We start from the raw sequence: 12,844 nt of genomic DNA, 5'->3' as shown, positions 1-12,844 counted from the left end.
GGACCCGCGCTTGATAGAACAGCCGCACGATGAATGCGAGGGTGGCATGGCTGAATTCAAGTTGATCTGTCCGGGTTGCCGCGCCGAATATGCGCTGCCCCCCGACGCCATTCCCCAGGGCGGCCGCGAGGTCGAATGCCCCGCCTGCGGCCATGTCTGGCAGGCCCATCCCCCGGCCGCCGGGGGACGACTGGATCTGGGCCGGTTCTTCAGCAGGCGCCCCGACCAAGACGAGACGCCTCGCCCCCTGCCGCCGGCCCGCACGCGCCTGTCGCCGGACGTGCTGGACATGCTGAAAAGCGAGGTCGATCACGAACGCCGCCTGCGCGACGCCGAACGGCAGGACGACACGCGCCCCGGCGCCGAGGAGATCGACTGGCCCGCGACCACCGTGACGCTGCCCCCAATGCCCGCGGCCCTGCCCCCGCCTTCCCCGGCCATCGCGGCGCCGAACATCGCGGCGCCGACCCCCGCGATTTCGGATGCGCCCCGCGCCCAAGCACCCAGTGGCCCTGACGCCCGTGACGCCCGTGACGCCCGTGACGCCCGTGAACCGGAACGGCGCCAGCCGGACCTGCGCCAGCCCGAATTGCGCCAGCAGGCTGAAACCACGGTGCATCGCCGTGCCACGGCCACGCCCATCCGGGTGATGCGCCAGGGCCGCGGCTTCGGCGCGGGCATGACGATGGCGCTGCTGGCCGCCGCGGCGGTGCTGGCGGTCTATCTGCTGGCCCCGGTGGCCGAGACGCGCGGCTGGCCGTTGTCGGGGACGCTGGCTGCGGCGCGTGACGGGCTGGATGCACTGCGGCAATGGCTGGCGGCCCGCGTCGGCGGCTGAGCCGTCAGAACCGGTCCAGCAACCGGCCCAGGTAATCGCGTTCGTCCTGCGGGCGGTCCGGCTGCCCGCTGCGGCGGCGGATCTCGTCCAGCAGGTCGCGGGCACGGCGTGCGGGGTCCAACCCCTCGGCCAGCGGATCGCCGTTGGTGATGACATTGCCGCCACCCATGCTCTCGCGGCCCAGGGGGTCCAACTGCGGCCGACCCTGATAAGGCTGCCCCTGGCTGCCCTGCGCCGACTGGCCGGGTTGCTGGCCGGGCTGCTGCCCCTCGCCGCCCTGCTGGCCCTCCTGCCCCTCCTGCCCCTCCTGGGCCATCATGTCGCCCAGGGCGCGCATCCCCTCGCGCATGGATTGGATCGCATCGGCCTGGCGCTGCATCGCGCCGGCCATGTCGCCGTCTCGCAGGGCCTGTTCGGCTTCCTCCATCGCGCGCCCGGCCTCGTCCAGCTGGCGCCGCGCGGCGTCGCCTTCGGGTGACCCCTGCCCGGGCATCAACCCCTGCTGCTGGCCCAACTCCTCGCGCAGCGCGCGCTGGCGGTCGGCCATGCTGCCGCCGTCCTGGCCCTCGTCACCGGGCTGCTGGCCTTGGCCGAACTGGCGCTGCATGTCGCGGAACGCCTCGTCCGACAGCTCCTGCTGCTCGCGCAGCGTGTCGGCAAGGCGGTTCATCGGCTGGCTACCCTGCCGGCCCTCTCCCTCGCCCTGCCCCTGGCTCTGCTGAACCTGCAGGTTCTCCATCATCCGGTTGAATTGGTCCAGCAGGGCCTCCGCCTCGGCCATGCGGCCCTCGTTCATCAGGCGCTGGATCTCGTCCATCATCTCCTGGATCTGGTCTGCGGTGATGGTCTGGCCCTGCTGGCCGCCCCGGTCGGGGCTGTCGGCCTGATCCTGCGGCTGGCTTTCCTGCGCCAGCATGTCGGTATAGGCGTCGGTCGCCTCGCGCAGCTCGTCCATCAGCCGCTGGACCTCGTCGGGGCTGGCCCCATTGCGGATCGCCTCTGACAGGCGCTCCTGCGCGGCGCGCATCCGTTCCAGCGCATCCGACAGACCGCCATCCTCCAACAGGATCGCGGCCTCCCATAGGACCTCGGCCAGACGGTCGCGGGCTTCCGGGGTCAGGTCGTCCCCGTCCAGCAGCCGCACCGCCGCGCGCAGCTCGGCATACAGATCGTCCTCGACGAACCCCTCGGGCTGCCAGGTGACGGCGCGCAGGATCTCGGCGCTGCGCCCGGCATTCTCGCGCGACCACAGCAGGTCGCGGCGCAGCTCGATCAGGGTGGCCGCGAACGGATCGAAGAACCGCCGCCCCGGCAGGGGCAGCGCCATCGGGTCGGACTGGCCCGCCTGGTCGATCCCGTCCACCGCGCGCAGTGTGACGGTCACGGGCAGGTTGGCCCAGGGGTGGCGCGACAGGTCCTCGGCCAGCTGTCCCTGCACCGCACGGCGGTCGCCCCGTGGCAGGGGCAGGTCCAGCGCCACCGGGTCGCGCGGCTCGGGCGCGACGGTCAGGCCAAAGCGGCGATCGACCGCGTCCAGGTCCAGCGCGATGACCGCCTGAGCCGAGATGACGCCGTGATCGTCCCCGGCCTGGTAATCCTGGATCATCCGCCCGTCGGCGCGGCGCGTGGGCGCGGCGCCTGCGCGGATCACCGGGACGGCATCGGGCTGTACGGTCACGGCGAAACGACGTCCCTGGACGTCGATGCTGCCAGTGCGGTCGGCCCGGAATGCCGGCGCCGTCGGATCGTCCAACGTGACGGGTCCGATGTCCTGGGTCACCTCTGCCCCCTGGGCATAGAGGCGAAAGCTGACCGTGCTGCCTTGGGGCAGGTCCAACACCTGCCCCTCGTCCAGGGCGTTCAGGTACAGGGTCGGGCGGCGGGTATAGGCGGGCGGTTCGGCCCAGCCCTCCCAGACTGGCCCCTGCGGCGGCGCGGCGCCCGGCTGCGGCGTGGCCATCGTGGCGGCCAGGGCGCGCAGACCCAGGCCCATCTGGCCCGCCCCCCCGAAGATCAGCGCCATCACCAGCGCCACCAGCCCCGCCAATCGCAGGGCGAACGGGTCGCGCCGGGCAAGGTCCGCATCGGGGCGCACCGCGCGCGCGGCCAGCGCGGCATCGCGCATCTGCGCCAGATGCGCCTGCCACAGCGGCCCCTCGCCGCCGATCGCTGCACGGTCGGACAGCGCGGTCAGCGGGCGCCCGGGCAGGGTGCGGTCCAGCCGGGCCAGCGCCTCGGCCCGGCGCACGCGGCGAAAGCGCCATCCGCCCCGCACCGCCGCGATCACGACCGCCAGCAGCCACAGGCCCGCCAGCCAAGGCAGCAGCACTTGAGGCAAGGCCGCCACCGCGCCCAGCCACAGCAACGCGATGCCGAAAAACAGCAGCGTCGTCAGCGGCCAGAAGGCCCGCGCCGCGCGTTCCCATGCCATGCCCGCGCGGGTCAGGCGCAGGGCACGGGCCACCGGCCCCATCTCCGTTGTGAAAATACCCTCGGGGGTCCGGGGGCTGACGGCCCCCGGGCTGTCGGTGTCGTGCTGTCGCCCGATCAAAGCCATGCCGGGATGCTATCCCGTGCCAGCATTTCCTCAAACGTGGGGCGTGCCCGGATGACGGCGAAGTGATCGCCCTGCACCAGCACCTCGGGGACCAGCGGGCGGGAATTGTATTCCGACGCCATCACTGCACCATAGGCCCCGGCCGACCGGAACGCGACCAGCCCCCCTGCCGCCAGTTCGGGCAGATCGGCCCCTTTCTGGAAGGTATCCCCCGATTCGCAGACCGGACCCACCACGTCATAGGGCCGCACCGGCGCGCCGACGGCGGGCTCGACCAGTGGGACGATGTCATGATGCGCGCCGTACATGGCCGGGCGCAGCAGGTCGTTCATCGCCGCATCCACGATCAGGAAGTCGCGATCCTCGCCGTTCTTCACATAGATCACCCGCGACAGCAGGACGCCGGCATTGCCGACGATGTTGCGGCCCGGCTCGATCTCGATCTGACAGCCCAGATCGCCCACCGTCTCGCGGATCACCTGCCCGTATTCGATGGGCAAAGGCGGCGCGCTGTTGTCGCGGCGATAGGGGATGCCCAGGCCACCGCCCAGGTCCAGGCGGGTGATGTCGTGCCCCTCGGCGCGCAGCGCACGGGTCAGTTCGGCCACCTTCAGATAGGCGGCGCGGAAGGGCGCCAGATCGGTCAGCTGGCTGCCGATATGCACGTCCACACCCACGACGCGCAGACCCGGCAGGGACGCGGCCTCGGCATAGACGGCCATGGCGCGGGAAATCGGGATGCCGAACTTGTTGTCGGACTTGCCCGTGGCGATCTTCTCATGCGTCTTGGCGTCCACGTCGGGGTTCACGCGGATCGCCACCGGCACCGTGGCGCCTATGCTGACGCACAGTGCGGACAGGGCACGCATCTCGGGCTCGCTCTCGATGTTGAACTGCCGGATGCCGCCTTCGATGGCCATGCGCATCTCGGGGATGGTCTTGCCCACGCCCGAGAACACGATTCGCTCGCCGGGTACGCCGGCGGCCTTGGCACGGGCGTATTCCCCGCCCGACACCACGTCCATGCCCGCGCCCAGATCGCCCATCAGCTTCAGCACCGCCAGGTTGCTGTTCGACTTGACCGCAAAGCAGACCAGGTGGTCGGTCCAGTCCAGCGCCTGCCGGAACAGGCCGAAATGCCGCGTCAGCGTGGCCGCGGAATAGACGTAGACGGGTGTGCCGACCTGCTGCGCGATGCAGGACAGGGGCACGTCCTCGGCGTAGAGCTCGCCGTTCCTGTAGAGGAAGTGGTCCATCTACAGCTCGGCCGACACGCCGAACCGGGCATCGCCGCTGACGGTGACGCCCATCTGCTGCTGCAGGGGCTTCTCGACCGGGCGCTGCGGGGCGCCGTCGACGCCGCAGCTGGCCAGGACGGCCACGACCACGACCAGGACGACGACGATGATGACCGTGTTTCTCATGCCAGTTTCTCCTTCCAGCGGGCGATCTGCGCGCGCACCTGCGCGGGCGCCGTGCCGCCATAGCTTTGGCGCGAGGCGACGGAATTGTGCACGCCCAGCACATTGAACACATCGTCGGTGATCTGACCATGCACCGATTGCATCTGCGCCAGCGACAGATCGGGCAGATCGACGCCCCCCTGTTCGGCCAGGGCCACCAGCGATCCGGTGACGTGATGGGCGTCGCGGAACGGCAGGCCCAGTTCGCGCACCAGCCAGTCGGCCAGATCCGTCGCGGTCGAGAACCCGGCCCCCGCCGCGGCCTCCAGCCGGTCGCGGTTCGCAGTCAGGTCCGACAGCATGCCGGTCATCGCGGCCAGCGCCAGCATCAGCGTGTCGGCGGCGTCGAAGACCTGCTCCTTGTCTTCCTGCATGTCCTTGGAATAGGCCAAGGGCAGGCCCTTCATCACCGTGAACAGCGCGACCGTGGCCCCCAGGATGCGGCCGATCTTGGCGCGGATCAGCTCGGCCGCGTCGGGGTTGCGTTTCTGCGGCATGATCGACGACCCGGTCGACCACTTGTCCGACATGGACACGAAGCGGAACTGTGCCGACGACCAGATCACCAGCTCCTCGGCCAGGCGCGACATGTGGACAGCGCAGATGCTGCTGGCCGCCAGGAACTCCAGCGCGAAATCCCGGTCGCTGACCGCGTCCAGGCTGTTGGCCATGGGACGGTCGAAATCCAGGGCCGCAGCAGTCATGTCCCGGTCGATCGGATAGCCCGTGCCCGCCAGCGCCGCGGCCCCCAGGGGCGATTCGTTCATGCGCTTGCGGGCGTCCTGGAACCGCGACAGGTCGCGGCCGAACATCTCAACATAGGCCATCATGTGGTGGCCCCAGGTCACCGGCTGCGCGGTCTGCAGATGGGTGAAGCCCGGCATGACCCAATCGGCGCCGCCTTCGGCCTGCGACAAAGCCGCGCGGATCAGCGCGGTCAGCCCGTCGATGGCCGCGTCGCACTGGTCGCGCACCCACAGCCGGAAATCGGTCGCCACCTGGTCATTCCTGGACCGGCCCGTGTGCAGGCGGCCTGCGGGTTCGCCGATGACCTCTTTCAGGCGGGCCTCCACGTTCATGTGGATGTCCTCCAGGTCGGTGCGGAAGGCGAACTGGCCGGCCTCGATTTCTGACAAGACGGTGAGCAGGCCTTTCCCGATGGCCTCGGCATCGCTATCGCTGATGATGCCCGTGGCGGCCAGCATCGCCGCATGGGCCCGGCTGCCCCGGATATCCTGGGCGTAGAGCCGCCGGTCGAACCCGATCGAGGCGTTGATCGCCTCCATGATCGCGTCGGGACCGGCGGCAAAGCGCCCGCCCCACATGCTGTTGGCGGTGGTCTGGGGCCGGTCGGTCATCAAGTACGTCCTTCGGAGGTCACATGCTGCGTTCCGCCCTGCTTTATACGGCCCTTGTTTTCGGTGCAAACACCGCCTTCGCCGCAGGCCCCGACTGGCAGGCGGCGCGCGACGGGGGGCTGGACAAGCTGGTCGTGGCCGAAGACCCCGCCCGCGTGGCGGCCGCCGAGTTCACCGACCGCGACGGCGGCACCCACACCCTGGCCGACTGGCAGGGCAAGGTCGTGCTGCTGAACTTCTGGGCCACCTGGTGCGCGCCCTGCCGCGAGGAGATGCCCGCCTTGGACCGCCTGCAGGCCGAACTGGGCGGCGACGACTTCGAGGTGGTGACGATCGCCACCGGACGCAACGCGGTCGAGCGCATCGACGATTTCTATGCCGAGGTCGGCGTCGAGAACCTGCCGGTCCTTTTGGACCCGCGCCAGCAGGTCGCGCGCGAGATGGGCGTCGTGGGCCTGCCCGTGACGGTGCTGATCGACCGCGAGGGCCGCGAGGTCGCCCGCTATCTGGGCGACGCCGAATGGGATTCGAACGCCGCCAAGACGCTGCTCACCCAGCTGACAGCGCCCTGACGGGACCATGCCTGTGGCAGGTCACGACATGGTCGTTCACCATGCCCGTGGCCTGCATGAAGGCATAGGTGATCACCGGACCGCAGAACCCGAAACCGCGTGCCTTCAACGCCTTGGACATCGCGTGCGATTCGGGCGTGTCGGTGGGGACGTGTCCCAGGTCCGGCCAGTCGTTCTGGATCGGCGCGCCGCCGACAAAGGACCACAGCCAGGGGGCGAACCCTTCGGACGCCTCGATGTCCAGAAAGGCGCGGGCGCCGCGCACGGTGGCCTCGATCTTGCCGCGGTGGCGGATGATGCCGGGGTTCGTCAGCGCACGGTCGATCCGCGCCGCGTCCCACGCCGCCACGCGTTCGGGGTCGAACCCGTCGAACTCGGCGCGAAAGGCATCGCGTTTCTTCAGGATGGTGATCCAGGACAGGCCCGCCTGGAACCCGTCCAGCACCAGCTTTTCCCACAGCGCGCGCGGGTCGCGTTCGGGCACGCCCCATTCGGTGTCGTGATAGGCGACATAGACCGGCAGATCGCCGCACCATCCGCAACGGTCCATCATCTGTTAACCCAAACCTGAGAAAGAGATCACGATTCACGGCAGGTTAAGCCAATATGGGCAGACTGCAAGCAGACCCGACTCGGTAAGAGGCCGCCCGTGAGCGACAGAATTATGGACAACAGCTCGCCCCTAGAGGACGCGATCCGCCATCAGGACCGCATCACCCTGGCGGCTGTCACGTCGGCGGTGGAAAAGGGCAGCGCGACGCTGGCCTTCCAGCCCATCGTCCAGGCGCAGCGCACCAAGACCCCCGCCTTTTACGAGGGACTGATCCGCATCATCGACGACAGCGGCCGCCTGGTGCCCCTGCGCGATTTCATGCCCCAGGCCGAAGTCACGGAACTGGGCCGCAAGATCGACTGCCTGTCGCTGTCCCTGGGCCTGCAGACCCTGGCCGAGGATCCGGGCCTGCGCCTGTCGATCAACATGTCGGCACGCTCGATCCTGTATCCCGAATGGATCAACACCCTGCGCCGCGGGGTGTCCGACGACACCACCCTGGGCGAACGCCTGATCCTGGAGATCACCGAAAGCAGCGCCATGGGCATGCCCGAGGAGGTCCAGACCTTCATGGCCGAGGTGCAGGGATACGGCATCAGCCTGGCGCTGGACGATTTCGGGGCGGGCTATACCTCGTTCCGCTATCTGCGCGACTTCTGCTTCGACATGATCAAGATCGACGGCCAGTTCATCCGCGAGATCGCGACCAAGCCCGACAATCAGGTCCTGACGCGCGCGCTGCAATCCATCGCGCATCATTTCAACATGTTCACCGTGGCGGAATCGGTCGAGACGGCGGACGAGGCCGCCTTCCTGATCGATATCGGCATCGATTGCCTGCAGGGCTACTATTTCGGGGCCCCGACCATTGCCCCGCCCTGGAAGAAACCCCCGTCCTTGGCCAGCCGCTGACGGCGACTTCCGCCCATCCGGGCGGGGGCCATCATCCGAAAGTCCCAAGGCTTCGACTTGACGTAGCGTCCCGAAACAGCATCCTGACCCCAGGCCGGTTCGTCCGGCACTGATGCGAAGGAGTCTGCCGTGACCAAAGCCGTAATCGTTTCCGCCGCCCGCACCCCGGTCGGAAGTTTCCTGGGGGCCTTTGCGAATGTCCCCGCCCATGACCTGGGCGCAGCCGTCCTGGCCGAGGTTGTCGCCCGCGCCGGCATCGACGCGGCCGAGGTCGACGAGACGATCCTGGGCCAGGTGCTGACTGCCGCGCAGGGCCAGAACCCCGCCCGCCAGGCGCATATCAAGGCCGGCCTGCCGCAGGAATCCTCGGCCTGGGGCATCAACCAGGTCTGCGGATCGGGCCTGCGCGCCGTCGCGCTGGCCGCGCAGCAGGTGATCTTGGGCGACGCCCGCGTGGTGCTGGCCGGGGGTCAGGAAAGCATGTCCCTGTCGGCGCATGCCGCCTATCTGCGCGCCGGTCATAAGATGGGCGACATGCAGTTCATCGACACGATGATCCGCGACGGGCTATGGGACGCGTTCAACAACTATCACATGGGTCAGACGGCCGAGAACGTCGCCGCCAAGTGGCAGATCAGCCGCGACCAGCAGGACGAATTCGCGCTGGCCTCTCAGAACAAGGCCGAAGCCGCCCAGAAGGAAGGCCGCTTTGACGACGAGATCGTCGGCTATACCGTCAAGACCCGCAAGGGCGAGACGGTCGTCGACAAGGACGAATACATCCGCCACGGCGCCACGATCGAGGCGATGCAGAAGCTGCGCCCCGCCTTTACCAAGGACGGATCGGTCACCGCGGCCAATGCATCCGGTCTGAACGACGGCGCGGCCGCGGTCATGGTGATGACCGAGGACGAGGCCGCGCGCCGCGGCCTGACGCCCTTGGCGCGCATCGCAAGCTATGCCACCGCGGGCCTGGACCCGGCGATCATGGGCACCGGCCCGATCCCAGCCAGCCGCCGCGCGCTGGAGAAGGCCGGCTGGTCGGTCGGCGATCTGGACCTGGTCGAGGCGAACGAGGCCTTTGCCGCCCAGGCCTGTGCGGTGAACAAGGACATGGGATGGGATCCGTCCATCGTGAACGTCAACGGCGGCGCCATCGCCATCGGTCACCCGATCGGCGCCTCGGGCGCGCGCGTCCTGAACACGCTGCTGTTCGAGATGCGCCGCCGCGACGCGAAAAAGGGCCTGGCCACGCTGTGCATCGGCGGGGGCATGGGCGTCGCCATGTGCCTGGAACGCTGAGCCAATTCGGCGCGCAATTATCTTGCGCGCCGAAACTTCATTGATTAGCAATATTTCAAGAACCTAAAGAAGGAGGGGGAAACATGTCGAAAGTCGCACTGGTCACCGGAGGATCGCGGGGCATCGGCGCCGCCATCTCGAAGGCGCTGAAGGATGCGGGCTATACGGTCGCGGCCAATTACGCCGGCAACGACGACGCCGCGCGCGCCTTCACCGAGGAGACCGGCATCAAGACCTACAAATGGTCGGTCGCCGATTACGACGCCTGCGCCGAAGGCATCAAGCAGGTCGAGGCCGAACTGGGCCCCATCGCCGTGCTGGTCAACAACGCCGGCATCACCCGCGACGCGATGTTCCACAAGATGACCCCCCAGCAGTGGAAAGAGGTCATCGACACCAACCTGACCGGCGTCTTCAACATGACCCACGGCGTCTGGAACGGCATGCGCAACGCCAAGTTCGGCCGCGTGATCAACATCAGTTCGATCAACGGGCAGAAGGGTCAGGCGGGCCAGGCGAACTATTCCGCAGCCAAGGCGGGTGACCTGGGCTTCACGAAGGCGCTGGCCCAAGAGGGCGCGCGCGCGGGCATCACCGTCAACGCCATCTGCCCGGGTTACATCGGCACCGAGATGGTGCGCGCCATCGACGAAAAGGTGCTGAACGAACGCATCATCCCGCAGATCCCCGTCGGCCGCCTTGGCGAACCCGAGGAGATCGCCCGCGCCGTGGTGTTCCTGGCCGCGGACGATGCGGGCTTCATCACCGGGTCCACGATCAGCGCGAATGGCGGCCAATTCTTCGTCTGACATCGGACCGCACTGCTGAAACGGCAAGGCCCGCGCGATCTGCGCGGGCCTTTTTCCGTCTGGTGTCGGGTCGGCGACGGGTCAGTGACCCAGTCTGTTGATCTGCTCCTTGAGACGCAGTTTTTCGCGCTTCATCGCGGTGATTTCGTGGTCGCGGGCACTGGGGCTCCTCTGGGCCCTCTCCACGGCAACCGAAAGGTTCTGATGCTTCTTGCGAAGCTCCTCGACATGGGAAGCAACCGTCATCGCGTACTCCTCTATAGTTGTCTCGAACCCGTCCAGTGCACCACAGCTCGTTGATTCTGTCACGCGGCTTTCGCAATTCCCATCGCGATCGGCGCACCATCGCGCAGAACCTGGGCAGCCAGGGGGGTCAGATCCTCGGCATCGCGGTCGTGGCGGGGGGCGGCATGGGTGATCAGGGGTGCCAGCAGGCGCAGCGGACCGCGCGCGCCCTTTCGCGCCGCGACCAGGACGCGCCCCGCCGGGCTGCCCTCCCGCGCGGCGATGGGCAGGATCGTCACCGCCCCGGCACGCGCGCCAAGCGCGGCCATCACCCCGTCCAGGCGGTCGGCCCGCTGGATCACCGTCAGCCAGCCGCCGGGCCGCAACCGCCTGAGGCCCGCGTCGATCCACTGCGCCAGCGGCGTCTCCTCGCGTCTGGCCAGGGCGCGGCCCGCGTCGGGCGCGGCCGTGCCGCCCAGGAAATAGGGCGGGTTCATCATCACATGGTCAAAGGAGGCGTCGCGCAGATCCCGCGGCGGGTCGGTCAGATCGCCGGTCAGGACCGTCAGCGCGATGCCGTTCGCGGCGGCATTGCGGCGGGCCAGGTCCGCATAGGACTGCTGCCGCTCCAGCCCGGTGATCGCCAGGTCCGGCACCCGCCAGCCCAGGCACAGGCTGGCCACCCCGGCCCCGCAGCCCAGTTCCAGCACCGCCTGCCCCGGCCGCGCGGGACAGGCCGCGGCCAGCATCACCGCATCCGCCCCCGCGCGATAGCCGCGCGCAGGCTGACTGATGCGCAGCCGCCCGTCCAGGAATCCGTCGATGCGGGTGTCAGTCATCCAGCCCGTTGTCGCGCAGGATGGCGCGGGCCATGAATTCGTCGCGGTCCGCGACCATCAGCCGCGCGGGCAGCACGCCGATCGATCCCTCCAGCACGCTCATGTGCTGATCCATCGGAAAGGTGGCGATCCCTTCGGATTCCAGCAGGCTGGTGGCGGCGGACATGCGGACCGGATCGTTGCTGCGGAAAAGCTCTTTCATGGGCGCGACGTTAAGCGGCGGTTGCGCATTTGTCGATGCCGTGGCAATGCACGGTCGCAGACACGGGGTATGGCATGACTGTGCAGGACAACGTCCGCAAACCGCTGGATCGGCTGAGCGAGGCCCTGACCGCCGAAATGGAGGCGGTCAACGCGCTGATCCGCGACCGCATGGCCAGCCGCCATGCCCCCCGCATCCCCGAGGTGACGGCGCATCTGATCGAGGCCGGCGGCAAGCGCCTGCGCCCGATGCTGACGCTGGCCGCGGCCAAGCTGCTGGGCTATCCCGGCCCGTGGCACGTGCATCTGGCCGCGACGGTCGAATTCATCCACACCGCCACGCTGCTGCATGACGACGTGGTCGACGAAAGCGCGCAGCGGCGCGGACGCCCGACGGCGAACCTGCTGTGGGACAACAAGTCCAGCGTGCTGGTCGGAGATTACCTGTTCGCGCGCAGCTTTCAGCTGATGGTCGAACCCGGCAACCTGCGCACGCTGGAGATCCTGGCCAATGCCAGCGCCACCATCGCCGAGGGCGAGGTGCTGCAGCTGACCGCGGCGCAGGACCTGGCAACCGATGAATCCGTCTATCTGCAGGTGGTTCGCGGCAAGACGGCGGCGCTGTTTTCCGCCGCGACCGAGGTGGGCGGCGTCATCGCCGGGGCGCCTGACGATCAGGTGCAGGCGCTGTTCGATTACGGCGACGCCCTGGGCATCAGCTTCCAGATCGTCGACGACCTGCTGGATTACGGCGGCGCGACCGAGACGATCGGCAAGAACGTGGGCGACGATTTCCGCGAACGCAAGCTGACCCTGCCGGTCATCAAGGCCATCGCCAAGGCCGACGCCGAGGAACGCGCCTTTTGGACCCGCACCATCGAGGCGGGCGACCAGCGCGACGGCGACCTGGAGCACGCGCTGTCGCTGCTGGCCCGTCACGGTGCGATGGAGGCCGCGCGCGCCGATGCGCTGGCCCATGCCGCACGGGCCCGCGCGGCGCTGCAGGTGCTGCCCGCGCATCCGATTCGCGACATGCTGGCCGACCTCGCGGATTTCGTCGTCAGCCGCGTGGCCTGACAGACCCCCTTTTCGTCCTCTCCCACCCTGCGTTTTCGGCGGCCCTTTCGGGGCTGCCGCGGCCGCACGCGGCGCGCCTGAATTTCGGGCATCGCCCCGCATTACAGCCCATTTTCCCGGCATGACCGGTCTGGACGC

The 12,844-nt window shown here is 68.8% G+C and carries 14 protein-coding genes; 6 read left to right on the top strand and 8 right to left on the bottom strand.

The genetic code is table 11. From position 1 onward, the window contains the following. Positions 1 to 46 precede the first annotated feature (46 nt). Positions 47 to 838: a zinc-ribbon domain-containing protein gene (locus EOJ32_RS04215; RefSeq protein WP_127897798.1), complete on the top strand. Its 792-nt coding sequence runs from the start codon at positions 47 to 49 to the stop codon at positions 836 to 838. A 4-nt stretch (positions 839 to 842) separates the two neighbouring features. Here EOJ32_RS04215 and EOJ32_RS04210 read toward each other — a convergent pair whose 3' ends face one another. From EOJ32_RS04210 to argH, 4 genes are read right to left on the bottom strand one after another with little or no spacing between them, the layout of a single operon-like run. Further along, positions 843 to 3,395 carry a DUF4175 domain-containing protein gene (locus EOJ32_RS04210; protein WP_240542492.1) on the bottom strand — a complete coding sequence of 851 codons (2,553 nt, stop codon included), beginning with the start codon at positions 3,393 to 3,395 and terminating at the stop codon, positions 843 to 845. Beyond that, positions 3,386 to 4,651, bottom strand: coding sequence for a diaminopimelate decarboxylase (lysA, locus tag EOJ32_RS04205; protein WP_127897797.1), 1,266 nt, complete (start codon positions 4,649 to 4,651; stop codon positions 3,386 to 3,388). Before lysA ends, EOJ32_RS04210 begins: the two co-directional genes overlap by 10 nt. Beyond that, positions 4,652 to 4,819 carry a hypothetical protein gene (locus tag EOJ32_RS20040; protein ID WP_164871393.1) on the bottom strand — a complete coding sequence of 56 codons (168 nt, stop codon included), beginning with the start codon at positions 4,817 to 4,819 and terminating at the stop codon, positions 4,652 to 4,654. Continuing rightward, positions 4,816 to 6,216, bottom strand: a complete 1,401-nt coding sequence (gene argH, locus EOJ32_RS04200) for an argininosuccinate lyase (protein WP_127897796.1) — start codon at positions 6,214 to 6,216, stop codon at positions 4,816 to 4,818. Before argH ends, EOJ32_RS20040 begins: the two co-directional genes overlap by 4 nt. Before the next feature lie 23 nt (positions 6,217 to 6,239). On the opposite strand from argH, the gene EOJ32_RS04195 reads away from it, so the two are divergent. Next, positions 6,240 to 6,788, top strand: coding sequence for a TlpA disulfide reductase family protein (locus EOJ32_RS04195; protein WP_127897795.1), 549 nt, complete (start codon positions 6,240 to 6,242; stop codon positions 6,786 to 6,788). Here the strand turns inward: EOJ32_RS04195 and EOJ32_RS04190 are convergent. Beyond that, on the bottom strand, positions 6,766 to 7,341 hold the full coding sequence (locus EOJ32_RS04190; protein ID WP_127897794.1) for a DNA-3-methyladenine glycosylase I: 576 nt from the start codon (positions 7,339 to 7,341) through the stop codon (positions 6,766 to 6,768). The two genes, EOJ32_RS04195 and EOJ32_RS04190, sit on opposite strands and share 23 nt — an antisense overlap. A 111-nt stretch (positions 7,342 to 7,452) precedes the next feature. On the opposite strand from EOJ32_RS04190, the gene EOJ32_RS04185 reads away from it, so the two are divergent. From EOJ32_RS04185 to phbB, 3 genes are all read left to right on the top strand, one after another. Next, the gene (locus tag EOJ32_RS04185) at positions 7,453 to 8,253 is read left to right on the top strand and encodes an EAL domain-containing protein (protein ID WP_127899280.1); all 801 of its coding nucleotides are present in this window, start codon (positions 7,453 to 7,455) and stop codon (positions 8,251 to 8,253) included. A 129-nt stretch (positions 8,254 to 8,382) separates the two neighbouring features. Continuing rightward, positions 8,383 to 9,555 (top strand): acetyl-CoA C-acetyltransferase, encoded by a 1,173-nt coding sequence (locus EOJ32_RS04180; RefSeq protein ID WP_045983644.1) that lies wholly within the window; start codon positions 8,383 to 8,385, stop codon positions 9,553 to 9,555. An 83-nt stretch (positions 9,556 to 9,638) separates the two neighbouring features. Next, the gene (gene phbB, locus EOJ32_RS04175; protein ID WP_045983645.1) at positions 9,639 to 10,364 is read left to right on the top strand and encodes an acetoacetyl-CoA reductase; all 726 of its coding nucleotides are present in this window, start codon (positions 9,639 to 9,641) and stop codon (positions 10,362 to 10,364) included. Positions 10,365 to 10,445: 81 nt separating this feature from the next. Here the strand turns inward: phbB and EOJ32_RS04170 are convergent, their stop codons facing one another. The 3 genes from EOJ32_RS04170 to EOJ32_RS04160 are packed head-to-tail and all read right to left on the bottom strand — an operon-like array spanning position 10,446 to position 11,630. Continuing rightward, positions 10,446 to 10,610 (bottom strand): YdcH family protein, encoded by a 165-nt coding sequence (locus tag EOJ32_RS04170; RefSeq protein ID WP_064503545.1) that lies wholly within the window; start codon positions 10,608 to 10,610, stop codon positions 10,446 to 10,448. Between the two features lie 59 nt (positions 10,611 to 10,669). Further along, a complete protein-coding gene (locus tag EOJ32_RS04165) occupies positions 10,670 to 11,428 on the bottom strand; it encodes a tRNA1(Val) (adenine(37)-N6)-methyltransferase (protein ID WP_127897793.1) in 759 nt (252 codons plus the stop codon). Further along, complete coding sequence (locus EOJ32_RS04160; RefSeq protein ID WP_045983647.1) at positions 11,421 to 11,630, bottom strand: DUF2007 domain-containing protein; 210 nt, start codon at positions 11,628 to 11,630, stop codon at positions 11,421 to 11,423. The genes EOJ32_RS04165 and EOJ32_RS04160 overlap by 8 nt, the downstream gene beginning before the upstream one ends. A gap of 74 nt (positions 11,631 to 11,704) precedes the next feature. Here EOJ32_RS04160 and EOJ32_RS04155 point away from each other — a divergent pair, with 74 nt between their 5' ends. Further along, on the top strand, positions 11,705 to 12,706 hold the full coding sequence (locus EOJ32_RS04155; RefSeq protein ID WP_045983648.1) for a polyprenyl synthetase family protein: 1,002 nt from the start codon (positions 11,705 to 11,707) through the stop codon (positions 12,704 to 12,706). Positions 12,707 to 12,844 lie beyond the last annotated feature (138 nt).

The organism is Paracoccus sp. Arc7-R13 (genome assembly GCF_004010775.1).
Classification (GTDB): domain Bacteria; phylum Pseudomonadota; class Alphaproteobacteria; order Rhodobacterales; family Rhodobacteraceae; genus Paracoccus; species Paracoccus marcusii.
The sequence above is the reverse complement of the archived record's forward strand: the minus strand, read 5'-3'. Positions and strand labels throughout refer to the sequence as shown.

Coding starts and splice junctions, on each gene's coding strand:
- EOJ32_RS04215 (WP_127897798.1), top strand. CDS start 47: ATGGCTGAATTCAAGTTGATCTGTCCGGGTTGCCGCGCCGAATATGCG.
- EOJ32_RS04210 (WP_240542492.1), bottom strand. CDS start 3,395: ATGGCTTTGATCGGGCGACAGCACGACACCGACAGCCCGGGGGCCGTC.
- lysA (WP_127897797.1), bottom strand. CDS start 4,651: ATGGACCACTTCCTCTACAGGAACGGCGAGCTCTACGCCGAGGACGTG.
- EOJ32_RS20040 (WP_164871393.1), bottom strand. CDS start 4,819: ATGAGAAACACGGTCATCATCGTCGTCGTCCTGGTCGTGGTCGTGGCC.
- argH (WP_127897796.1), bottom strand. CDS start 6,216: ATGACCGACCGGCCCCAGACCACCGCCAACAGCATGTGGGGCGGGCGC.
- EOJ32_RS04195 (WP_127897795.1), top strand. CDS start 6,240: ATGCTGCGTTCCGCCCTGCTTTATACGGCCCTTGTTTTCGGTGCAAAC.
- EOJ32_RS04190 (WP_127897794.1), bottom strand. CDS start 7,341: ATGATGGACCGTTGCGGATGGTGCGGCGATCTGCCGGTCTATGTCGCC.
- EOJ32_RS04185 (WP_127899280.1), top strand. CDS start 7,453: ATGGACAACAGCTCGCCCCTAGAGGACGCGATCCGCCATCAGGACCGC.
- phbB (WP_045983645.1), top strand. CDS start 9,639: ATGTCGAAAGTCGCACTGGTCACCGGAGGATCGCGGGGCATCGGCGCC.
- EOJ32_RS04170 (WP_064503545.1), bottom strand. CDS start 10,610: ATGACGGTTGCTTCCCATGTCGAGGAGCTTCGCAAGAAGCATCAGAAC.
- EOJ32_RS04165 (WP_127897793.1), bottom strand. CDS start 11,428: ATGACTGACACCCGCATCGACGGATTCCTGGACGGGCGGCTGCGCATC.
- EOJ32_RS04160 (WP_045983647.1), bottom strand. CDS start 11,630: ATGAAAGAGCTTTTCCGCAGCAACGATCCGGTCCGCATGTCCGCCGCC.
- EOJ32_RS04155 (WP_045983648.1), top strand. CDS start 11,705: ATGACTGTGCAGGACAACGTCCGCAAACCGCTGGATCGGCTGAGCGAG.